The sequence below is a fragment of the Methylomonas sp. EFPC3 genome (assembly GCF_029643245.1).
Classification (GTDB): Bacteria; Pseudomonadota; Gammaproteobacteria; order Methylococcales; family Methylomonadaceae; genus Methylomonas; species Methylomonas koyamae_B.
Genome location: NZ_CP116398.1, coordinates 927,496 through 947,422 on the forward strand (window position 1 = coordinate 927,496; position 19,927 = coordinate 947,422).

Sequence of the window (19,927 nt, forward strand, 5' to 3'; positions counted from 1 at the left end):
TACAATGGCGACTTCACTTGACTCAGCCGAGGTGGTGAAATTGGTAGACGCGCTAGCTTCAGGTGCTAGTGGGGGTAACCCCGTGGAGGTTCAAGTCCTCTCCTCGGCACCATTTATTTTTTTCCGGATAAATGGCCTTTGTAATTCCCGCATTTTATTACCGATAGGTCTCAAAGACATGCATTGGTCTTTGAATCGCGTTTCATAACTCTTGCATCAAGAGCACTTCTTTGGCGAGCATCCCTTTCAGTTCCGCCGCGGTAACTTTTGTTTGAGATTATTTCAATTCCGAGAGCAGTTGCTCCAGCATACGGTTAGCCTGACTTAAGTAGCCCGAGCCGAACAAATTCAAGTGGTTGAGAATATGGTAAAGGTTGTACAAGGTTTTGCGGACTTTGTAGCCTGGATCCAAAGGGTAGTACGCTTGGTACGCCGAATAGAATTCTCGGTCGAAACCGCCGAACAATTCGGTCATGGCAATATCCGCTTCGCGGTCGCCGTAATAGCAGGCCGGATCGAACATCACCGGCTTCCCCTGGTCGTCGGCGGCAGCGTTGCCGCCCCATAAATCGCCATGCAACAGGGATGGTTGCGGTCGATAGCTGTCGAATAGGCTGTTTAGCCGTTCCTGAAGTTTTTCCCCCTGTTTTTGCAGTGTGCCGCGATGGCCGTTTTCGGCGGCAAGTTGCAATTGTTTGCCCAGGCGCTGGTCGCGCCAAAATTCCATCCAGTCATGATGCCTCGGGTTGTATTGAGGAGTTGAGCCTATGGTGTTGTCGATGGTCCAGCCAAAGTAGGCTTGCGGTTGGAGGTGTATGCGGGCCAGTTGTTCGCCGAATAGTGCGGCAGCACCGGCTGACAAGGAGCGCAGTTCGATGTATTCCAAAACCAGGTAGGCGTATTGCTGATGCTGGCCATGGCAGACCACATGCGGGATGCGAACAGCGCCGATACCGGCCAATTCGGTCAAGCCGACGGCTTCGGCAGCAAACATGTCGGCCAATTCCGCTCGGTTAAGTTTGATAAACCAGTCGATACCCTGGCTTTGTAACCGATAAGCGGAATTGATGTCGCCGCCGCCGACGCTAGTCAGGCGAGCTTCGGCCAGATTTTGTCCGGTCGATTGCGCCAGATGCCGCATCAAGGGCGGCAATCGGTCCGACATCGGCAGGCCCTTATTTTCCCCAGCTGTCGCGTAAGGTCACGGTACGATTGAATACCAATTTGCCGGCTTTGCTATCCAGGTCGTCCAGGTAGAAATATCCGGTGCGTTCGAATTGGTAGCGCGTGTCCGGTGCCGGCTTGGCTAAGCTGGCTTCCAGGCGGCAGTCGTTAAGGATTTCCAGTGAGTTGGGATTGATGCCGTCCAGGAAATTATCCAGCGTGTCAGGATTGGGGTGGCTGAACAAGCGGTCGTATAAACGCAATTCCGCCGGGATGGAATGCGCCTCGGATACCCAATGGATGACGCCTTTGACTTTGCGGCCTTCCGGGTTTTTGCCCAAGGTTGCGGGGTCGTAGCTGCAAATGAGTTCGACAACGTTGCCGGCAGCGTCTTTGATCACTTCATCGCATTTGATGACATAAGAGCCGCGCAAGCGCACTTCGCCGCCCGGCACCAGGCGTTTGAAGTCTTTGGGCGGATTTTCCATGAAGTCGTCTTGTTCGATCAATATGACTTTGCCGAACGGCACTTCGCGGCTACCCATTTCCGGTTTTTGCGGATGGTTGGCAATCTGGTAGGTTTCGGTTTTGCCGTCTTCCCAGTTGCTGATCGTCACTTTCAGTGGTCGCAACACCGCCATCGCTCGCGGTGCGCGTTCGTTCAAATCTTCGCGGATACAGTTTTCCAGCACCCCCATCTCGATCCAGGAATCGTTTTTGGTCACGCCGATCCGTTCGCAGAAATCGCGAATCGCTTCCGGGGTGAAACCGGCGCGGCGTAGGCCGGAAATGGTCGGCATCCGCGGATCGTCCCAGCCGGAAACATGCTTCTCGGTGACCAATTGCAGCAGTTTGCGCTTGCTGACGATGGTGTATTCCAATTGCAGGCGGGCGAATTCGATTTGTTGCGGATGGCAAGGTGTGTTCAATTTATCCAACACCCAGTCGTACAAAGGTCGATGGTCTTCGAATTCCAAAGTACAGATCGAGTGGGTGATACCTTCCAGCATGTCAGACAAGCAATGGGTGTAGTCGTACATCGGGTAGATGCACCATGCGTCCCCGGTGCGGTGGTGGTGTACCCGGCGGATGCGGTAGATCACCGGATCGCGCATGTTGATATTCGGTGACGCCATATCGATTTTGGCGCGCAGCACATATTGGCCGTCGCTGAACTCGCCGGCGCGCATGCGTTGGAATAAATCCAGGTTGTCATCGATGCTGCGGTTGCGATCTGGGCTTTCTTTGCCCGGTTGAGTCAAGGTGCCGCGGTCCATGCGCATTTGTTCTGAACTGGAACTGTCGACATAAGCGTCGCCTTGTTTAATCAACTGCACCGCGTAGTCGTAGAGCTGTTCAAAATAATCCGAGGCGTGGAATTTGCCGGCATATTTGAACCCAAGCCAAGCGACGTCGCGCTCGATCGACTCCATGTACTCGACGCTTTCCTTTTCCGGATTGGTGTCGTCGAAGCGCAAATTACAGGTGCCTTTGTTTTCCAGTGCCAGAGTGAAATTCAGACAGATCGATTTGGCATGGCCGATATGCAGATAGCCGTTAGGCTCTGGCGGGAAGCGGGTGGCAACCTTGCCCTGGTTTTTGTTGGAAGCCAAGTCGGCGGCAATAATATGGCGAATGAAATTAGGCGCGGCGGTGCTGTTATCGTTGGCGGACATGTTCGGTTGCGAGTTGAGGTTTTAGATTTTTTGCGAGAACGCTGATAAAAGCTAAGCGTCCAGTCATTTTAACGAGTTTGTCGTGAGCCCGTAAAGGCGAATGCAAACCGCGATAGAAGCCGGAAAATGGTTTATCACACTGATATATAAAGAAATTGTTAAATTATTAGCACTCTTGTTAAACGAGTGCTAGAATTCGGACATGTCTAATTTTTCAGAAAAATCGAGGAAGATATGAGTAACAGCTTGGCTTTACCCATCAATTTGTCGGTTGGGACTTTTGATTCATACTTGAACCTGATTGCGCAGATGCCCAAGCTCAGCGCCGAACAGGAGCAGGAACTGGCTTTACGTTACCGCGATCGTGGCGATTTGGAAGCAGCGCGCGAATTGGTGATGACGAACCTGCGGTTTGTCGCCCACGTGGCGCGCGGGTACTCCGGATATGGTCTACCGATGGCCGATATCGTGCAGGAAGGTAATATCGGCTTGATGAAGGCAGTCAAACGATTCGACCCCGACATGGGTGTACGTCTGGTGTCGTTCGCGGTCCATTGGATCAAAGCCGAAATCCACGAATATGTGATCCGGAACTGGCGTATCGTCAAAGTCGCCACAACCAAAGCGCAACGTAAATTGTTTTTCAATCTACGTAAATTCAAAAAGGAATTGAGCTATCTAACGCGGGAAGATGCCGAAGCGATTGCCGAAAATCTGGACGTAGACGTCAAAACCGTCTACGAGATGGAGCGGCGGCTGGACGGTCGCGACGTGGGGCTGGAGCCTACTGGGGACGATAGCGAAGATCAGGTGCAGGCCCCGATTGCCTACCTGGAACAACACGGCGCCGACCCGGCCTTAATGCTCGAAGCCAGCGACTGGGAAGGTCGCAAGGAAGAGCTGCTGATGGATGCCATGGCGGGGCTGGACGAAAGAAGCAGGGATATTCTGGCTAGCCGGTGGTTGGTCGAAGAAAAAGCTACATTGCACGAGCTTGCCGATCGGTATCAAGTATCTGCAGAACGGATTCGGCAGCTTGAGCAAAACGCTATGAAGAAACTCCGAGCGGCGGTGACATTAGAAGCTTGATAAAAAACATTTGTCATTTCTGAATATTTCAGTATAATGACGCTTTCTTTGCCGGGGTGGTGAAACTGGTAGACGCGCCGGATTCAAAATCCGGTTCCTTCGGGAGTGTCGGTTCGATTCCGACCCTCGGTACCACCTACCTATATAAGGTAGTCCAAAGAAATTTAAAAACCCGCGAGCCGCAAGGCTTAGCGGGTTTTTTATTGTCCATATAAGACCAGTAAAATGCAGTAACAACTTGCAAAAAATGCAGTAAGTTTTACAGTAACTCCAAAAACAGTAGCTTTTTTCCGCTTATGGTTACTGCATAGTTACTGCAGAAAGAGGTTTTTAGCATGGCAAAACAACTGCTTAAAGATATTTCTGTTCGCAATGCCAAGCCAGCAGATAAAGACCTTCGTTTAAACGATGGGTCAGGGCTGTATTTGTTGGTTAAGACCAACGGCGCTAAATGGTGGCGATTCGATTATTCAATCGACGGCCGTCGAAAGACTATTTCTGTTGGCGTTTATCCTTCAATCAGCTTAGCCGATGCCAGGCGTAGAGCGGATGAAGCTCGATCGCTTGTAGCCAACGGCATCGACCCCAGCGAAACCAGAAAAGCTGACAAAGCAGCAAAGCAAGTGGCGGTCGAACAGGAAAAGCGCCTCGATGCCGGCCTGCCGCTGATCAACAGCTTCGAATATGTCACCCGAGAATGGCTGGCGTCAACCGCTCACACCGTCCGAGATATTACTCAGCAAAAGAAACAGCGCCGCTTTGAGTTATATGTCTTCCCGGCGATCGGGCAAATGCCGATCGGAGACGTGAAGTCGCCGGATGTTTTCGCCATCGTCCGGCCGCTGATCATCAAAAACCAACTGGAGACCGCGCACCGGGTGAGGTCGGACATTAGCGGTGCATTCGCTTATGCGATTGCCCACGGCTTCACCGATTACGATCCCGCGCAAGCGGTCGGCGCGCAGATCCCCGCTCAGAAAGTCACCCACAACGCCGCGATTACCGATCCCAAAGAAGTCGGCCGATTGCTGCGGGATATAGCCCATTATCAAGGTACCTTTGTTGTGCAAACCGCGTTGCGTCTGTCGCCTTATCTGTTTCAGCGGCCCGGGGAAATCCGGCAAATGGAATGGAAAGACGTCGATCTTGCCGCTAGAGAGTGGCGTTACTTCGTCACCAAAACCGAAGTGCAACACATCGTGCCGCTGTCGCGCCAGGCGGTGGAGATATTGGAATCCATCAAACCTTTGACCGGGGTCGGTCAGTACGTTTTTCCATCCAGTCGTGGCGACGGTCGGCCCATGTCGGACGGTACCGTTCGCACCGCGTTGAAGTCGCTAGGCTACGAAAAGGATGTGATGAGCGCCCACGGTTTCAGGACCACGGCGTCGACGTTGCTGAATGAGCAGGGCTGGACGCCTGACGCGATCGAGCGGCAACTGTGCCACATGCCCAAGGATCAAGTGAGGGCGGCCTATAACCGAGCGCAATACCTGGAAGAGCGGCGGCGGATGATGCAAAGTTGGGCTGATTACTTGGATGGACTCAAGGCCGGAGCTGAGATTATTCCTTTTCGCCGAACAGCCGGAAGCTAATTTATTGCCTAAACAGCCATCGCATACAATCATCGGCATACGGCCGAGGTAGATGGGTATAGATTTAGATCGTAGTTAGGCCTAAGATTTTGCGAACGCGAAAAATCTTAAGTTTTAACAGGGTATTTTCTTGCGGATATTGAAGGGTAGATGGCTGCTTAATGGCCATTATTGAGCCATTGCTTGGGCTTTCCGTCGCTGGCTTCGTATCGCAATACTTCAGTCATCCTGAATTTTACCCGGCCATTCACAGTTACAAAGGCGACCTTACCGGCGCTTCGGTATTTCCGTATAGTCGAAATCGATTTACCCCAGCGCTTGGCAAGCTGAGCCTCATCGATCATAGAATCAAAATCTGATTTTTCTGCCATAGTTTGCTGGTGGTTTTCCAAATCTGCTGTTCTATATGTTACCGCACTGGACAATCTTGTACGTCGCTGGAATTGACAATAGCATCAAAAATGCGGTTAAATTTCCCACAATACAGAGTAACCCCGACCAGATATCTGGTCGGGGTTTTTTATGACTAAAATACAGTCGCTAGTTAGTGGTAAAGCTCTTTTTTGGACGTTGCTGCACTAACTAGGATTTGACAGCCGCCGCAAAAATACGGTGTAATTTTCCACAATAGCAACTAAGCCTGCCCAGGTAACTGAGCGGGCTTTTTTTATGCCCAAAATTTAATCGAATCCCACCCTTAAAAATCTAATTCCACCAGGCCCGGAGCCGCTTTGAAAAGCGACCGGGCCTTTTTTTTGCCCAAAATTTGAAGGAGAAACTTCAATGATAAAAATCCCTGAAACGGGTTACCTACGTTTGCCGCAAATCGTCGGCAATCCAAAAACGGAACCACCAACACCTGGGCTTATCCCCATTAGCAAATCAGCGTGGTGGGCTGGTGTTAAGGAAGGCCGCTATCCAAAAGCCATTAAATTGGGCCCGCGCACGACTGTTTGGCGAGTTGAGGACATACGCGCCCTGATCGAAAAAACCGGAGGCGAAAATGGCTAACTCACCCCGCACCAAGCCGCGCCTTATCGGCGCAACTGTCCAAATTCTCAATTGTTCCGCTTGCGGTGGCCATACCAGAGCCAACCGGCTCGATCAGTTCGGCCGCTGCCCGTCTTGCAGGGGATTGCTTTTGTTAGCCACTACCCTGGATGCCGTGCGCCGGGTTCGAATTGGGGGGCGTTGATAATGGCTACTCAATCGATATTCCCAAAAGCAGCTGATGAGTATAAATCGCGAGCGACTATCCACGCGGCCAACCTTGGGCTGGCGTTGGCGGTGGTTGATGCGTTTGCCGCTGAAAACATCGATCTATCGGCGTTCGGCTTGCAGCGCATATTGCTCGAACCTTCAATCCCGACAAACCGGGATGCGGTTCGGCTGGCTCGCCCGATCGGCCAAGCGCTTACTTTGCAACAGATCGATGCTTTGGTTGCGCGTCTCGATTCCATTCCCTTTCATTTCGGGGGTGAGTTATGAGGCGGGCTGAGCGTTATTCGTCGATAGAGGAGGCGTCTGCCGAGGCCTGTAGCGAGGTCGGTATTACCTGGAAGCGGGTCGCGCATGACGACCGGTTTCACCGGGTGCCTGTTGTCGACGCGCGGTCATCCGGCAACCGAGACGGCGCGATTCAGATCACCGCAGACGGCCAGCGTGTCCAGGCGTTCAATTTCAAAACCGGCGCCAAGGCAATGCGGTTTTTGAACGGCAAGGGGCTGGATACGGTTTCCTCGGAAGAACTGGCCAGGATCGAGGCAGATCGCCGGCAGCGGGCCGAAGAGCTGGCCGCGCAGCATGACCAGAAGGCCAAGGTCGCCGAGCGCCAATTTTGGGCTGCCAAACCCTGGCCGTTCGAGCCGACCGGCTACCTGAAGCGCAAACAATTGCCTTCCGCCTACTGTGCCAGGCTGGCCCGCTTTGACCGGCGCGTTAAATGTGTCGATGGCGAAATCCGGCGCCTGACGGTGGCCAAAACCTTGCTGGTCCCGGTCTGGAATCGGGCCGGCCAGTTGCGCAACGTCCAAACCATTTTCGACGAAGCGCCGGCGCAATTGGGCAGGAATAAAACCTTTCTGTTCGGTGCCGAGATATCCGGCTGTTTTTGCCGGATCGGCTTCGAAAGCCAGACCGTATTCCTGACCGAAGGCTTTGCCGATGCGGCGGCGGTGCATACCGACACACAGCGCCGCGTGTACTGCGCATTCTCGGCCGGCAACGTGCCGGCGGTCGCGCAAGTGATGCGGGGGTTACATCCGAAAGCTGAAATCATTGTCGTTGGCGATAACGATGCAATCGGGATCGCCAAAGCCAACGAAGCGGCGGCGCTGGTCGACGGCTCGGTGTGGTTTCCGCCCGAACCGCATAAGGATTACGCCGACTATTACCTGGCACAAAGGACGGTGATCGATGAGCGGGGATAGCAAGGTTGTAGAGATCCAGAAAGCCGCGAAAAAACCGCGGCCAACGGCCAAGAAGACCGGCGGCGGTGGCGGTGGCGGTGGCGGCAAGTCGTCCGGCAATCCCAATAAGTTCGGAAAGTACTGCATCAAGAACGGTTGCCTGTACTTGGTTAAGCTTGATCGGGACGGTAACGAAATCGAAGTGTTGTTGACCAACATCACCGCGAAAATCGTCGAATACGTCGCGCTCAAGAACGGCCTGGAAGAGTCCACCGAATGGCATATTCAAGGCTGGCGCTCCAACGGTAGCGAACTGCCGTTAGCCAAGGTTGCCGATGCGGTGTTCTCCGGCGGCAATGCCAACTGGTTAAACCCAAAATGGGGGCCGAATGTCATTGTCGAGCCGGGCGCTACAACCATCCGCCACGTGCGGGCGGCGATTCAGTATTACAGCGCGCTCGATGGCGATGTGCCGGTGCGAACCGTGTACCAGTGTTCGGGCTGGGAGAAGATTGACCGCGGCGAATGGGCGTTTTTGCATACCGGCGGCGCCATTACCGCGCAAGGTTTGGTCGAAACGGTCGAGGTTGAGTTACCCGGAAACCTGGCCAAGTACCAGCTTCCGGCACCGCTGGCCGGTGATGAGCTGAAAGCTGCTTTGGCCAGTGCCTTGCAATTGCCTGGCGTGTGTCCGAGCAAGCCGCAAGTCGGCGCCGCGTTGTTGTGTATGGCATTGCGCTCGCCGCTGAATGAATGTCTCGATACCGACTTCGTGTTGTTTCTGCATGGTTTGACCGGCAGCCGCAAAAGTTCGGTGGCCAAGTTGGCGCTGGGTTTTCACGGTCTGGGCTTTACGTCGCGCGGCGAGCGCAACCGTGGCTTTCCGGGTAACTGGTTGAGTTCGCCGAAGGCGGTGCCGATGCAGTGCTTTCTGGCGAAAGATACCGTCTTTATCGCCGACGATCTGAAGTACACCGGCGGCCGGTCTGATGATGATCTGGTTAAAACCGCTAACGATCTGATCATGGCCATCGGTAACGGCAGCGGCCGCGATACTCTGACTGCCGACCGCCGCTTGCGAAATGGCCAACGTAGTCGCTGCTCGCTGATTTGTACCGGCGAGGATACGCCGAAATCCCAATCGACCTTTGCCCGCATGCTGACGATGGAAATCACACGCCAGGATGTCGACGAGCAAGCACTCACGGCGCTGCAGATTGCCTCGGAATCCGGTCAGTTTGCCGGGCTAATGTCGGCTTATCTGCAATGGATGGCGAGTAATCTGGACCGCCTGAAAAGCGAATTTCCCGCCTTGGTCGTTCAACTGGCCGATTCCGGTACCGCAAGACAATTAGCCTCATCCCATCCCCGCGCCCCAGGCATCTACGCCAATATGGTGGCGGCCGTGGAAATCTTTGCCGAGTTTTTGCAGGACACCGGCTTGATGGGGTTGGTCGAGATCAACGCCATGCAGGGCGGGATCGAGCAAGCCTTACAGTCGGCGTTCGAGGGCCAACGCAATTACCAAGACGATCAAGATCCCTGCTTGCGGTTTATCGAGCTGATTCAATCGGCGCTGGCAGCGGGCGACGCGCACCTGCCGGACAAGAACACCCAGGAGGCGCCGAAGGTTCGGCCGCATGCCTGCGGCTGGGGGCGTTCCGGACCGGGAAGCGAAGACTACACGCCGAACGGCAAGCGGATCGGTTGGTTCGATCCACCGAAGGCGCCGCACAGCGCCAAGGTGTATTTGCTGCCCGATGCCGCTTTCGAGGTTGCGCAAGGCATCGCCGGCCGGCAGCGGCAACCGTTCTTCGGCGGCAACGCCAAGAGTTTATGGCGGCTGATGATGCACCGCGGTTTGATCGTCGCCAGTGGAGACAAGAAAAGCCCCCGCGCAACCTGGCGCAAACAGATTGGCGGGATTGAGCACACAGTCTTGGTGATAGAAGCCGGCTTGTTATTGCCGGCCGGTCATGACTCCGAAATATAGAAGATGTCTTGTTATGGCGTGTAACAGTGCAACTCTAACAAATATCAAGGAATATTCAAATAATTTCATATGGTTAGAGTTGCACGTTTTATTGCACGCCGGGATTTTTAACTGTGCGGATTGCCTGCAAATTGTGCGGTTCTTTAGTCGTTGGCTTCGCCTTCACAAAATGGTGCAACGACATCGCCGCACGAAATTTAACGTGCGACTGCACGCTAACTTACATGCCTCGTGCAACCGCAAACCCGCGTCGCAACTGGGCTGCAGAGATTCTTGCACGGTCGCACGCTTTTTCCGGGGGGGTATACATAGAAATATTTTTTATCACCGGATGATTGGATTGGTGGCGTGCAATGTTGGTTAGCGAGTGACCATAACCGGGTGGGGCGGGTCAAAACTCATGGGGTTGCCACGCCCTTTGCGTCGCCCCTTTTTCGTTCATGCGGATGCAGAATTAAATTGAAAAAGCCCATGGGTCCTGACCGGCTGCGTTCAGTCAGATGCAATCAACCTGCAATGACCGACCAAGAGGCATTGAAATTATCCACAGGAAAAAGGCTAGGCCAGGGGTGGGGCGGGTCAAAACTCAGGGGCTTGCCCTGGCCTTTGCGTCGCCCCAGGTAGATTTTTGCTGAAGTATTTTTTGGAAATCCAAAAAGCCACCGCTTGTCCTGTGGATAACTGCTTATTTGTTTTGTTCTTCTGTGCATAACTCTTGGCGTTTTGCCTTGCAATCCAACTTGGTGAAGGACCCGGCCGGGTTGTTCGAAATCAGACCACAAAAGCGGCGCCACCCGCTATGGCGTAGCCGACTGGGCGCGGGGGCGATTGGAGCTGATGTCAGTAGGTAACGATATTCACGTGATTCGATTTTTAACACTGCGACACCGATCTGGTTGCTCGGCGTCGCGGAGCAATTCAACCAACACCTGCAAAGAGGTTGTCATGAGACTACTTAAACGCGTCAAAAAAGCGCTGGGCCTGGTGCCTGATCCTGTAACTATCGACGGCGTGACGATTCGCCAGATTGAGCGCAACTTGCGCGAAATCGGCTACAGCCGTCGGCAAGCGGTCTGCTTCATAACTGATTTGCGCAAAGCGATCGAGCTAAACCGTTAGCGGAATTTTTTCAACCTGTGGTATAAATCGAGACAGTGGTTTCCGGCGTGATGCTGGTGGCCATAGCGAACCGGTGTGATGCCGGCCGCGTTAGACAAGTCCCACCTGCGGCGCGATGCTGCACTCAAGTCTGTCACTCGTACATATCACGGATTTTTTAACCGGCGACTTCCCGTCGTCACTTTCGTGCGAGACCGACATGAAAAACTGGTATCAAATTAAAAACTTAACGGCCGCGAGCGCCAGTATCTCGATTCATGACGAGATTGGTGGCTTGGGTATTTCTGCCTCACAGTTCATCAACGAACTACAGGCGCTTAACAATGTGGCAACAATCGAGCTGCATATTCATTCACCTGGCGGCAGTCTGCTGGATGGATTGGCGATTTACAACGCGCTGAAAAACCACCCGGCGCGAGTCCTTGGTCATGTTGATGGTCTGGCGGCGTCTGCTGCGAGCGTTATCCTGATGGCTGGCGATGTAATCACCATGCCGGAAGATGCTTTTCTGATGATCCACAACGCGCAGGGCGGAGCCTATGGCGATGCTGCAGAGCTACGCGATATGGCCGACCTGATGGAAAAGCTGCAATCCAGTGCGATCGATATCTATCAGCAACGCACCGGACAAGACCGCCAAACCATCATCGACATGATGGCGAAAGAAACCTGGATGAACGCGACGGAAGCCAAGGCCTTGGGTTTCTGCGACCAGGTCTTGGGCCGGGTCGGCTTGGCGGCGAAAGCACGGTCGTTTGACAATCACTTCCAATTGTCGCCGCTGGCCGGCACTGCGGATTTTTCCGAATTGAACTCGATGCGCGACTTCGAGCGGTTCTTCCGCGATTGCCATTTAAGCAAATCAGAGGCATCGGCCTTGTGCGCCAAAATGAAAGCCATATTCGCGCGACCGGCCGAACAGGTCGGCGAAGAAGACCAGGCCTTTATTGCGCGCCTGGAAGCGTTCAGCGCCAAGCTGCCGAAGTCCATTCTTAACTAATTTCAAAGGATATTCATTTATGAAAATTACTCATTTCATCGCCCTGAGCTTGGGCATCATCACCCTTATGGTTTTGGGTTTCGACGCCAGCGCCGCGTCTCACGACATGGCCGCTACATTGGGCGGTTTGCCGGCGCTTGATCCAAGCGGAGCATGGTCGGCCTTGGGATTTGCCGGTATTGTGGGCAACCAAGAGACTGTCATGAAACTGTTGGACGGCGTGGAAAAATCGTTAGCCGATTTTCAAGCCCAAGCCAAACGGGAACTGCAGGAAGCCGGCCGGGTTTCCGTCGACGTGAAAAACGCTTTGGAAGCCATTGGAGACAAACAGCGCGAATTGGCTGACGAAATCCTGCAACTCAAGCAAAAAGGCGTGGCCGATAATGTCGGTAACGGTTCTTCGCATGCTGTGGGCTGGGGCGCGCAAGTGATCAAAAACGCCGCCTTTGCGGACTTCGCTCGCGGTGATCGGCAAAAAGCCAAGTTCAACATCCAGAACAACACGGTAACCGGTTCCAGCACAACCGTAGCGCCGGATCGTCGCCCTGGTGCGGTGCCGGGGGCTTCCTCGCCATTAAATCTTGAAGCGCTGTTCAAGCATTTTCCAACCGGTTCGGACATGGTCGAGTACACCCGTGAGAGCGTGTTTACCAACAGTGCGGCCGAAACTGCCGAGGGTAGCGACGCTCCGGAGTCGAGCGTTACCTTTACGCTGGTGCAACAACCGGTGTCTACGGTCACGCACTGGGTGAAAATCTCCAAGCAATTGATGGCGGACCATCTCGCGCTGGCCGAGTACATCAATACCCGGCTGATGTGGGGTGTCCAACGTCGCGTTGATAATCAAATCGCATCGGGAAACGGCGTGGCGCCGAACATGTCCGGTCTGTTTGCATCTGGCAACTACGTTGCGCACGGATACGCCGCCGCCTTAGTCGGTACGCCTTTACCCAAGCATCGCCTGATTCGGAAAGTAATTGCCGATATGAAAGCATCCGGATATGTACCGAATGCGGTATTGCTGAACCCTGCGGATTGGCTGGCGTTCGACCTGGATTTGCTGGCATCAACTCCGGCGGCCTTGTCGGCTGCGGACATTGCCAACGGCTTCGCACCGATGTTGTTCGGGGTGCCGGTGGTCGAGTCCAACAGCATCACGGCCGACACCTTCCTGGTGATCGATAGCTTGGCGGCGGGGAGTGTTTACGATCGCCAAGAAGTTGCCGTGGAGTTTTCGGACAGCGACGACGATAACTTCACCAAGGGCTTGGTCACCGTCCGCGCGGTCCGCCGCTTGGCCATGGCGGTCGAGCAAACCGCGGCCATCCGTGGCGGCGACTTGACGCCGGCCTAACCGGTAATTCACCGGGCCATGGTTTCGGTCGTGGTCCGGTCATTTCTTGAGGGAAAGACCATGAAACTACTTGAAAAATTATTCAGCCAATCGCGGCTTGTCGACGATCTGTTGCGCAGCGATTTAACCGAACGATCTACCGAGCGTAAAGCCTGCGCCCAACAAATCGAACGCCTGACCAACGAACTGGGCGCCCTGCAAACCGATCAACTGGCCAAAGCTGAAAAGGCCGTGGCGGATGCCGCGCTAAAACTGGAAAACGCCCGTCGCGAATATGCCGACCTTACCGCCAAGCTTGAACAGCGCCGGCGGGAACTGAGTCGCCAACTTCAAACGGAAGAGCAAAAACTACAAGCCTTGAAACCCCTCATCATTCAGCAGCTTGTCGATAAACTGGACGAAAAGCGGCAAGCTGTTGCGGTTTTGACTCCGGCGAAATTCAGACTATGTAACGAAATCGTTACCGAACTTGGGGAGTTGGTACGCGTGGTCGACGATGACCTGTTGTTGAAGCGGATCGAGGAAACCGACCGCAAAATTGATAACGCCTTGAGTGCGGCCTAAATGTTGTCGATGCCGCCCTGGCGCCGAGCCGGCTTTTTGAGTTACGCGGATTATTGGGCCTCGCGACAAGCAAAAAGCCGGCGCTCAAAAAATAATTGACATTTCCTCCCGCTGGCGCGCAGAATGATTCCGCCAGTCATTACACTGGCACCGGGCGTCGAAACTCGGTCTAGCAATGGCGAAAATTCGCCGCATTTATCGCGGTTTTTTTACGCCCAAAATTTGCGCGGCCTAGCTGCGTTTACATTATGGCGGACTGTCTGGGCAGCGTTCGGCGCTGGCCGGCTCCATTGCCCGGTTTTCGACCCCATTCAGTCCGTCGCCCAATAGCGTCGAAACTATCGGCGGCGGTTCATCTATTTGCAATGGAGTAACCGCTATGAATACTCATGCCTTGGGCAAAGTCCGCCCAATCACCACTTATACCGATACGCTAAAAACGCTCGGCCAGCGCTTCGAGCTGTTAAGCAATGGCTACGCCGCGTTTTCCGCTTACCTTGGCACACCGATCCAAAGTGACGGGGAAGAGCTTTTTTCCAGCATCGTCGACGAGGTCGCCAAACTGCAATGGCTATCCTTTGGCGTCTGCGAAAGTATTAGCGACCTGTCATTGGCGTTAAGCCCAAAAACCGGCGCGACCGTTGAAGCGCCGGACGCCGAGGTTATGGAGCGATTTTTTCGGCAAGTAGCCGAACTGGATGCGGAGCGCGAAACCGTGACAGCGGCCGGGCTGCCGGCGCTGACCCGACTGGTGGCCATCGCCGACCGCGACACCGGCCAAGCCGGCACCGTCCGAGCTTTTCTCCTGGGCCTGTATAACGGCTATCGCTTCCCCTTCAATCTGACCAAGCTGAGAGGCTTGGACAAAGACTTGTTCGACGATTGCCAGGCTGTGCTGGCGCTGGATGCCAGAGCCACCGCCCAGGAGATCCACTGCTACCTGGACAACGGCGACGCCATTTTTCAGCGCTGGGCGCAAGGCGGTGCCGAATGAGTGTGAAAGCCAGTCCGACGATCATCGAACAACAGCACACCTTAACCAATCCCCTACACCCGATATTTTCCGCCCTGGCTCTAAGCTATGGCATGGTTATGCAAGATGCCAAGTATGGCGAATTGAGCCTTAACGTGTTGGATAGCTTCGTTTCCGATTGCGAAGAAATTCTGGCGATGGCGTATCAATTACGCCAACAATTCTTGGGGGTGCAAGCATGAGCGCGCAACCCCTTATCGAACTAAAGCATCGTATTCCCTACACGCTCCAAAACGGCGAGCCGACATCTAACCTGATCGATACGGTTATGCCCTCGCTAAAACGGGCGCGTGCCATTGCGGAATTGTTGGAAATTGCCGGAGCTAATGATTTTGGCACGGTATGCAACGAAGTTCTGGTCTGTGTTGGCCAGGCGATCCAATTAGAATTGGACGATACGGCGGTATTTGTTGAGTTCTACCGTAACCATTTTGACCAAAAACAGGGTGGTAATGGCCAGGGGGAAAGGGTATGAGTGATCAAGCAAACATCCGCCCGCAATTCACCCACCGCCTTGGTGAAGACTGGGCCAATCCGCTTATGCTCGCTGATGCCATCGGTTTGATGACTTTCCGTGCCAAAGGCGTTCTGGAACTGATATCGATCAACTTGGAGGCCGACGTTCAGGCCAGCGATCAGATCGTTAAGGCTGCGCTGTCTGCGACCATTGCCGAGATAGAAGATATCGACATTACCATTCAGTGTTATCACGATGCAGTGAGCGGGGGCGCACGATGAATATTGAAAATGCCCTATGTCCAACTCAGCAGGCGAAGGCGGTCATTGATTTGATTATGGCCGCGCCTGACGAATACCTGAAAGACGAAACGGCGGTTTACGCGCTTTATTCGGTGATGGACAACCTAAATCGCGCGCTCAGCGCCATTCACGAGTTGTTTGACGATGCGAGCGCTATTTATCAAGCGCTGAGCAAAAGAGGCTTGTTTGAAGAGGTGATGGCCGAACTCAACGGGAAAGACGGAGAGGAGGGGAAATCATGAGTATCGAGTATTTGAACGCCGCCTTCCAGGTGCGTCTGATGGGCACCACCAAAGCGGTGCTGATCGCTCTGGCGGATCGGGCCAACCGGGCCGGTTACTGCGTTGCTTCGCTGGACGATATCGCGCTGCGGGCCGGGTGTTCGCCGCGTAGTGCGATGCGTGCCGTCGGCGAACTGGAAGCGCTAGGCCTGGTGGTCGTGGTGCGCGATCCTGGCCGGGCGAATCGTTACCTGTTGATGGTCGAAAAGTTCTCAACAACCAGTGACACCACGTCGCCGGATTTTCCCGAGATATCAACATCCAGTGACACGGCGTCACAGCAAGAAGTTATCCACACCGGCGACAATTCTGCAAAAACCCGTGACATTTCAGCAAAAACCCATGACACCATGTCATACAAACCATATAACCAAAATAACCATAACGCGCGTGCGCGCGAGGGTGGTGATGTCCACAAGCCGCCCGTTTCGCCTTTGTCCGGACAACCGCCCGACCGGTGCCGGCCGGTGGTGTTATCCGCGGCCGGCGGTGAGCCGCCGCCGGCTTCCAGTCGGCGCCCGCCTGGCCAGGCTGTCACCCGAGAACTAACCCACATCCGAGCGTTGTTGCTCAATGCCCAACTGCCTGTCGGAGGTAAGCCATGAGCTGCGCAAAAAATCAGCAAGGACTTGGGGCGTTTAGGGTCGGTAAAGCCTTGGGCTGTCTTTACGAGGTCGCGGCCAATCATCTTTCCGTGGAAGAATTGGAACTGTTGGAACAAGCCACCGCGTCGGCACAATATCAAGCGGAAAACCTATCGGCCGTGCTGCAGTCGTTGGGATCGGTTGCGGCATTCGATAAAGGTAAGCATTGGGACCACGGAAACGCGACGCCAAGTCTGCTTTGGATGCTATCCAACCAACTCGATATGATCGCCGGGTTGATCGAGATCGGCGAAAACGCCGAATATCGACTGCGAACCAGGGTGCAGCAAAACAGAGAGGGATAAACGGCTTGGTCGTCCGGGGCATGAAGCTCTCGCCATTAATTGTTGGTGTGAATGTGGCGGCTCTGATACGCGATAGAATTTGAGTTTGCGGGCATCTGCATAAGTGTAAAAATGCGCGCTGTCCCAAGGCGGATTGAAGGTATATCCGCCAAAATTGTTTTAGGAGGTTAAGTGGCTGAAAATAAAACAGACGGTTCCAATCAAGATGGCGAATTGGAATGGTGGAAAATGTTTAACGAACACCAAAAAGATGGGCGCCAAAGAGCTGATTTTCTTGCAAAATCAATATTCTTACTAAGTGGCGGTACTTTGGCGCTGTCAATCCAGCATTTCACTGATAAAACAAAAGGTTTACGACTTACACCTGATTTAGTGTGCATGGTGAGGGTCTCGTGGGTGGCGTTAGTTCTATCGATCGTCCTGGCGTTGATTGTTCTAGTTTTGATTCTTAGGCGGGATTACAGCCTAGGTGAGCGATGGCGTCGGAAATTGCAAGGTGAGCAGGTTGATGCGAGTGGTAGCCCCACGTATTTGGAAAATTTGATTTGGGGCTTAGGAATCACAAGTCTGATTTCTTTTATTCTGGGGCTGGTAATTCAGGCATTCATCGCGTGTCATTTGGTAGCGGCATGATGGATAAAATTACAAAATGCAGTAACTATTGCAGTAACTTTTAAGGGTAAAATTATTTTATATTGATAAATAAGGGGTTTTAATATTATTCGGTTCCGACCCTCGTACCATCTACTCTTCCAGAGTAGTCCAAAGAAATTTAAAAACCCGCGAGCCTCAAGGCTTAGCGGGTTTTTTATTGTTCAACGAAATGTAGGGGCATACACCCAAAAGTGTGTCCTTCAATGTGTCCTTTTCTATAATGCCTCTTACCGAGGACACGATTGAGGACACACAATGGCGCTCTATCTCAATAAAGACACGGTTTACAGGGCGGCAAAGCCTCGCGATAAAGAATGCTTTATCAACGACGCGGAGGGCTTTATCTGGTCGTCGGAAAAAACGGCACCGAAATATGGAAGTTCATCTTTACCTTCGAAGGGAAGCGAAAAAACTTTTGTTTGGCGTGCATCCGGACACCACGTTAGAAAATGTCAGGCGCAAAGCTGAAGAAGCTCGGACAAACTTGCCGACGGCATCGATCCAAGCGAAATCAGAAAGCAATCCAGGGCTGAAATTGCCCAAGTCGCCGAAAATCAACCCGGCTCGAAGCCGGCTTGTCTATCGTCAACAGCTTCGAATACATCACCCGACAGTGGCTCGAATCGTCGGCGCATACCGTGCGCGATATTACTCACCAAGAGAAAATCCGCCGCTTCGAACTCTACGTGTTTCCGGAAATTGGTCAAAAGCCGATCGGGGAAGTTAAATCGCCCGAAGTCTTTGCCGTGGTCCGACCGCTGATAATTAAAAAACGACTGGAAACTGCGCACAGGGTACGTGCCGACATCAGCACCGTTTACGCATACGCCATCACCCATGGTTTTGCCGACTACGATCCGGCCCAAGCGGTTAGTGCTAAAATCCCGGCGCAAAAGGCGAAGCACAACGCCGCGCTTACCGAGCCAAAGGAAGTGGCCAGTTACTGCGGGACATCGCGCACTACAAAGGCACATTCGTTGTGCAATCCGCGCTAAAGCTATCGCCGTACCTTTTTCAGCGGCCGGGAGAAATTCGGCAAATGGAATGGAAAGATGTCGATCTGGCGGCAAAGGAATGGCGTTACCTCGTCACTAAACCGAAACGCTACACATTGTTCTGTTATCGCTGCAAGCGGTCGAAATTTTGGAAACCATCAAACCGTTAACCGGGGCCGGCCGATACGTTTTCCCGTCCAGCCGCGGCGACGGCCGGCCGATGTCCGACGGAACCATTCGCACCGCGCTGAAAACTCTTGGTTACGAAAGCAACCAAATGAGCGCCCACGGTTTTAGAACGACGGCGTCAACCTTACTCAACGAACAAGGCTGGTCGCCGGATGCCATCGAGCGGCAGCTTGCCACATGCCGAAAGACCAAGTCAAAGCCGCCTGTAATCGGGCGCAGTATCTGGACGAACGCCGGCGGATGATGCAGGCTTGGGCGGATTATCTGGACGCAGGGCGACGGTTATCCAATTTCAGGTTAAAGCATAATGTGTGTGACTCTTAGAGAGGGAGTTGCTTACCTGTGAAGGCAAATGGGCTGGCCTCAATTTTGGTGCTTGCAATTTATTGTTGGTGATAAACCGATTTTTCGAATAAAAAATAACAAAACTGGGTGGAGTTACGCGATAGGCGTCTAACAGGTTGGTGAAAAACTCTTTTTTGGCTTTGAATGACTCTATATTTAGTGGCGATGAAGCCACTTTCCTACTAAATGCTGGTTCGATCGAGCAAAATTAGCGTCTCAAATATGGTTTTTCACCAACCTGCTAAACGCCGGTTCTGGATTGTATTTGCTGGTTAAGACCAACGGCGCCAAATGGTGGCGATTTGATTATTCCATCAAAGTCCGCCGAAAAACTATTTCTCTTGGCGTTTATCCCTCGACCAGCTTAACCGATGCCAGGCGTAAAACCGACAAGCCCGCGCGCCTGTGGTCAACGGCAGCGATTCCAGCAAAATTCGAAAACCCATAAAGCCCCCAATCAGGGGTGTTAGAACAGGAAAGGCGCCTCGATGCCGGCCTGTGTTGATTAACAGCTTCAATATGTCACCCGAGAATGGCTGGCGTCGCCCGCTCACCCCGTTCGAGATATTGCCCAACAAAAGAAACTGCATCGTTTCGAGTTATTTGTCTTCCAGGCGATCGGTTAAATGCGGATCGTAAGACCGGAGGTGTGAGGTCTTAGGATGGTTTCGCCATCGTCCAGCCGCTGATCATCAAAAACCAATGAGACCGCGCGCCTCGAGTGACGGCGGAGAAAGTCGCTAGTTGATAAGTCGATAAA

General features: G+C 53.4%; 25 protein-coding genes and 2 tRNA genes. 24 read left to right on the forward strand and 3 right to left on the reverse strand.

Translation table 11 applies throughout. The features are described 5' to 3' along the window. Window positions 1-25 precede the first annotated feature (25 nt). Window positions 26-112, forward strand: a tRNA-Leu gene (locus PL263_RS04110). 165 nt (window positions 113-277) lie between these two features. Here the strand turns inward: PL263_RS04110 and PL263_RS04115 are convergent. Both PL263_RS04115 and PL263_RS04120 read right to left on the reverse strand, forming a co-directional pair. Continuing rightward, a complete protein-coding gene (locus PL263_RS04115; RefSeq protein ID WP_278211804.1) occupies window positions 278-1,165 on the reverse strand; it encodes a fructosamine kinase family protein in 888 nt (295 codons plus the stop codon). A gap of 10 nt (window positions 1,166-1,175) precedes the next feature. Beyond that, complete coding sequence (locus PL263_RS04120) at window positions 1,176-2,840, reverse strand: glutamine--tRNA ligase/YqeY domain fusion protein (RefSeq protein WP_278211805.1); 1,665 nt, start codon at window positions 2,838-2,840, stop codon at window positions 1,176-1,178. A 234-nt stretch (window positions 2,841-3,074) separates the two neighbouring features. On the opposite strand from PL263_RS04120, the gene rpoH reads away from it, so the two are divergent. The 3 genes from rpoH (at window position 3,075) to PL263_RS04135 (ending at window position 5,524) form a co-directional block, all read left to right on the forward strand. Continuing rightward, entirely contained in the window at window positions 3,075-3,929 is an 855-nt protein-coding gene (gene rpoH, locus PL263_RS04125; RefSeq protein WP_140912955.1) for an RNA polymerase sigma factor RpoH, read from the forward strand. A 50-nt stretch (window positions 3,930-3,979) separates the two neighbouring features. Further along, a tRNA-Leu gene (locus PL263_RS04130) sits at window positions 3,980-4,064 on the forward strand. 200 nt (window positions 4,065-4,264) lie between these two features. Then, a complete protein-coding gene (locus PL263_RS04135; RefSeq protein ID WP_278211806.1) occupies window positions 4,265-5,524 on the forward strand; it encodes an integrase arm-type DNA-binding domain-containing protein in 1,260 nt (419 codons plus the stop codon). A 158-nt stretch (window positions 5,525-5,682) separates the two neighbouring features. On the opposite strand, the gene PL263_RS04140 is transcribed toward PL263_RS04135, so the two are convergent. Continuing rightward, on the reverse strand, window positions 5,683-5,895 hold the full coding sequence (locus PL263_RS04140; RefSeq protein ID WP_278211807.1) for a hypothetical protein: 213 nt from the start codon (window positions 5,893-5,895) through the stop codon (window positions 5,683-5,685). 412 nt (window positions 5,896-6,307) lie between these two features. Here PL263_RS04140 and PL263_RS04145 point away from each other — a divergent pair, with 412 nt between their 5' ends. The 20 genes from PL263_RS04145 (at window position 6,308) to PL263_RS04240 (ending at window position 19,615) form a co-directional block, all read left to right on the forward strand. Further along, a complete protein-coding gene (locus PL263_RS04145; protein ID WP_278211808.1) occupies window positions 6,308-6,535 on the forward strand; it encodes an AlpA family phage regulatory protein in 228 nt (75 codons plus the stop codon). Window positions 6,536-6,721: 186 nt separating this feature from the next. Further along, entirely contained in the window at window positions 6,722-7,012 is a 291-nt protein-coding gene (locus PL263_RS04150; RefSeq protein WP_278211809.1) for a hypothetical protein, read from the forward strand. After that, window positions 7,009-7,953 carry a toprim domain-containing protein gene (locus PL263_RS04155; RefSeq protein WP_278211810.1) on the forward strand — a complete coding sequence of 315 codons (945 nt, stop codon included), beginning with the start codon at window positions 7,009-7,011 and terminating at the stop codon, window positions 7,951-7,953. Before PL263_RS04150 ends, PL263_RS04155 begins: the two co-directional genes overlap by 4 nt. After that, a complete protein-coding gene (locus PL263_RS04160; protein WP_278211811.1) occupies window positions 7,940-9,925 on the forward strand; it encodes a cell wall-binding protein in 1,986 nt (661 codons plus the stop codon). Before PL263_RS04155 ends, PL263_RS04160 begins: the two co-directional genes overlap by 14 nt. A gap of 945 nt (window positions 9,926-10,870) precedes the next feature. After that, entirely contained in the window at window positions 10,871-11,044 is a 174-nt protein-coding gene (locus PL263_RS04165; RefSeq protein ID WP_278211812.1) for a hypothetical protein, read from the forward strand. Between the two features lie 199 nt (window positions 11,045-11,243). Next, the gene (locus tag PL263_RS04170; RefSeq protein ID WP_278211813.1) at window positions 11,244-12,044 is read left to right on the forward strand and encodes a head maturation protease, ClpP-related; all 801 of its coding nucleotides are present in this window, start codon (window positions 11,244-11,246) and stop codon (window positions 12,042-12,044) included. Window positions 12,045-12,063: 19 nt separating this feature from the next. Next, on the forward strand, window positions 12,064-13,398 hold the full coding sequence (locus tag PL263_RS04175; protein WP_278211814.1) for a phage major capsid protein: 1,335 nt from the start codon (window positions 12,064-12,066) through the stop codon (window positions 13,396-13,398). A gap of 60 nt (window positions 13,399-13,458) precedes the next feature. Continuing rightward, window positions 13,459-13,962, forward strand: a complete 504-nt coding sequence (locus PL263_RS04180; protein ID WP_278211815.1) for a hypothetical protein — start codon at window positions 13,459-13,461, stop codon at window positions 13,960-13,962. Between the two features lie 379 nt (window positions 13,963-14,341). After that, complete coding sequence (locus tag PL263_RS04185) at window positions 14,342-14,956, forward strand: hypothetical protein (protein ID WP_278211816.1); 615 nt, start codon at window positions 14,342-14,344, stop codon at window positions 14,954-14,956. After that, window positions 14,953-15,177, forward strand: coding sequence for a hypothetical protein (locus tag PL263_RS04190; RefSeq protein WP_278211817.1), 225 nt, complete (start codon window positions 14,953-14,955; stop codon window positions 15,175-15,177). Before PL263_RS04185 ends, PL263_RS04190 begins: the two co-directional genes overlap by 4 nt. Further along, a complete protein-coding gene (locus tag PL263_RS04195; RefSeq protein ID WP_278211818.1) occupies window positions 15,174-15,470 on the forward strand; it encodes a hypothetical protein in 297 nt (98 codons plus the stop codon). Before PL263_RS04190 ends, PL263_RS04195 begins: the two co-directional genes overlap by 4 nt. Beyond that, window positions 15,467-15,733, forward strand: a complete 267-nt coding sequence (locus PL263_RS04200) for a hypothetical protein (protein ID WP_278211819.1) — start codon at window positions 15,467-15,469, stop codon at window positions 15,731-15,733. Before PL263_RS04195 ends, PL263_RS04200 begins: the two co-directional genes overlap by 4 nt. After that, window positions 15,730-15,996: a hypothetical protein gene (locus PL263_RS04205; protein ID WP_278211820.1), complete on the forward strand. Its 267-nt coding sequence runs from the start codon at window positions 15,730-15,732 to the stop codon at window positions 15,994-15,996. The genes PL263_RS04200 and PL263_RS04205 overlap by 4 nt, the downstream gene beginning before the upstream one ends. After that, entirely contained in the window at window positions 15,993-16,640 is a 648-nt protein-coding gene (locus PL263_RS04210) for a helix-turn-helix domain-containing protein (protein WP_278211821.1), read from the forward strand. Before PL263_RS04205 ends, PL263_RS04210 begins: the two co-directional genes overlap by 4 nt. Then, entirely contained in the window at window positions 16,637-16,984 is a 348-nt protein-coding gene (locus PL263_RS04215; protein WP_278211822.1) for a hypothetical protein, read from the forward strand. The genes PL263_RS04210 and PL263_RS04215 overlap by 4 nt, the downstream gene beginning before the upstream one ends. Before the next feature lie 171 nt (window positions 16,985-17,155). Continuing rightward, the gene (locus PL263_RS04220; RefSeq protein ID WP_278211823.1) at window positions 17,156-17,617 is read left to right on the forward strand and encodes a hypothetical protein; all 462 of its coding nucleotides are present in this window, start codon (window positions 17,156-17,158) and stop codon (window positions 17,615-17,617) included. A gap of 276 nt (window positions 17,618-17,893) precedes the next feature. After that, window positions 17,894-18,106 (forward strand): hypothetical protein, encoded by a 213-nt coding sequence (locus PL263_RS04225; RefSeq protein ID WP_278211824.1) that lies wholly within the window; start codon window positions 17,894-17,896, stop codon window positions 18,104-18,106. A gap of 107 nt (window positions 18,107-18,213) precedes the next feature. Then, entirely contained in the window at window positions 18,214-18,633 is a 420-nt protein-coding gene (locus tag PL263_RS04230) for a hypothetical protein (protein WP_278211825.1), read from the forward strand. 148 nt (window positions 18,634-18,781) lie between these two features. Then, on the forward strand, window positions 18,782-19,066 hold the full coding sequence (locus PL263_RS04235; protein ID WP_278211826.1) for a tyrosine-type recombinase/integrase: 285 nt from the start codon (window positions 18,782-18,784) through the stop codon (window positions 19,064-19,066). Window positions 19,067-19,432: 366 nt separating this feature from the next. Further along, on the forward strand, window positions 19,433-19,615 hold the full coding sequence (locus PL263_RS04240) for an Arm DNA-binding domain-containing protein (RefSeq protein ID WP_278211827.1): 183 nt from the start codon (window positions 19,433-19,435) through the stop codon (window positions 19,613-19,615). The last annotated feature ends 312 nt before the right edge of the window (window positions 19,616-19,927 follow it).

Coding starts and splice junctions, on each gene's coding strand:
- PL263_RS04160 (WP_278211811.1), top strand. CDS start 7,940: ATGAGCGGGGATAGCAAGGTTGTAGAGATCCAGAAAGCCGCGAAAAAA.
- PL263_RS04225 (WP_278211824.1), top strand. CDS start 17,894: ATGGCGCTCTATCTCAATAAAGACACGGTTTACAGGGCGGCAAAGCCT.
- PL263_RS04205 (WP_278211820.1), top strand. CDS start 15,730: ATGAATATTGAAAATGCCCTATGTCCAACTCAGCAGGCGAAGGCGGTC.
- PL263_RS04140 (WP_278211807.1), bottom strand. CDS start 5,895: ATGGCAGAAAAATCAGATTTTGATTCTATGATCGATGAGGCTCAGCTT.
- PL263_RS04215 (WP_278211822.1), top strand. CDS start 16,637: ATGAGCTGCGCAAAAAATCAGCAAGGACTTGGGGCGTTTAGGGTCGGT.
- PL263_RS04150 (WP_278211809.1), top strand. CDS start 6,722: ATGGCTACTCAATCGATATTCCCAAAAGCAGCTGATGAGTATAAATCG.
- PL263_RS04120 (WP_278211805.1), bottom strand. CDS start 2,840: ATGTCCGCCAACGATAACAGCACCGCCGCGCCTAATTTCATTCGCCAT.
- PL263_RS04165 (WP_278211812.1), top strand. CDS start 10,871: ATGAGACTACTTAAACGCGTCAAAAAAGCGCTGGGCCTGGTGCCTGAT.
- PL263_RS04170 (WP_278211813.1), top strand. CDS start 11,244: ATGAAAAACTGGTATCAAATTAAAAACTTAACGGCCGCGAGCGCCAGT.
- PL263_RS04190 (WP_278211817.1), top strand. CDS start 14,953: ATGAGTGTGAAAGCCAGTCCGACGATCATCGAACAACAGCACACCTTA.
- PL263_RS04210 (WP_278211821.1), top strand. CDS start 15,993: ATGAGTATCGAGTATTTGAACGCCGCCTTCCAGGTGCGTCTGATGGGC.
- PL263_RS04145 (WP_278211808.1), top strand. CDS start 6,308: ATGATAAAAATCCCTGAAACGGGTTACCTACGTTTGCCGCAAATCGTC.
- PL263_RS04135 (WP_278211806.1), top strand. CDS start 4,265: ATGGCAAAACAACTGCTTAAAGATATTTCTGTTCGCAATGCCAAGCCA.
- PL263_RS04155 (WP_278211810.1), top strand. CDS start 7,009: ATGAGGCGGGCTGAGCGTTATTCGTCGATAGAGGAGGCGTCTGCCGAG.
- PL263_RS04200 (WP_278211819.1), top strand. CDS start 15,467: ATGAGTGATCAAGCAAACATCCGCCCGCAATTCACCCACCGCCTTGGT.
- PL263_RS04185 (WP_278211816.1), top strand. CDS start 14,342: ATGAATACTCATGCCTTGGGCAAAGTCCGCCCAATCACCACTTATACC.
- PL263_RS04175 (WP_278211814.1), top strand. CDS start 12,064: ATGAAAATTACTCATTTCATCGCCCTGAGCTTGGGCATCATCACCCTT.
- rpoH (WP_140912955.1), top strand. CDS start 3,075: ATGAGTAACAGCTTGGCTTTACCCATCAATTTGTCGGTTGGGACTTTT.
- PL263_RS04195 (WP_278211818.1), top strand. CDS start 15,174: ATGAGCGCGCAACCCCTTATCGAACTAAAGCATCGTATTCCCTACACG.
- PL263_RS04180 (WP_278211815.1), top strand. CDS start 13,459: ATGAAACTACTTGAAAAATTATTCAGCCAATCGCGGCTTGTCGACGAT.
- PL263_RS04115 (WP_278211804.1), bottom strand. CDS start 1,165: ATGTCGGACCGATTGCCGCCCTTGATGCGGCATCTGGCGCAATCGACC.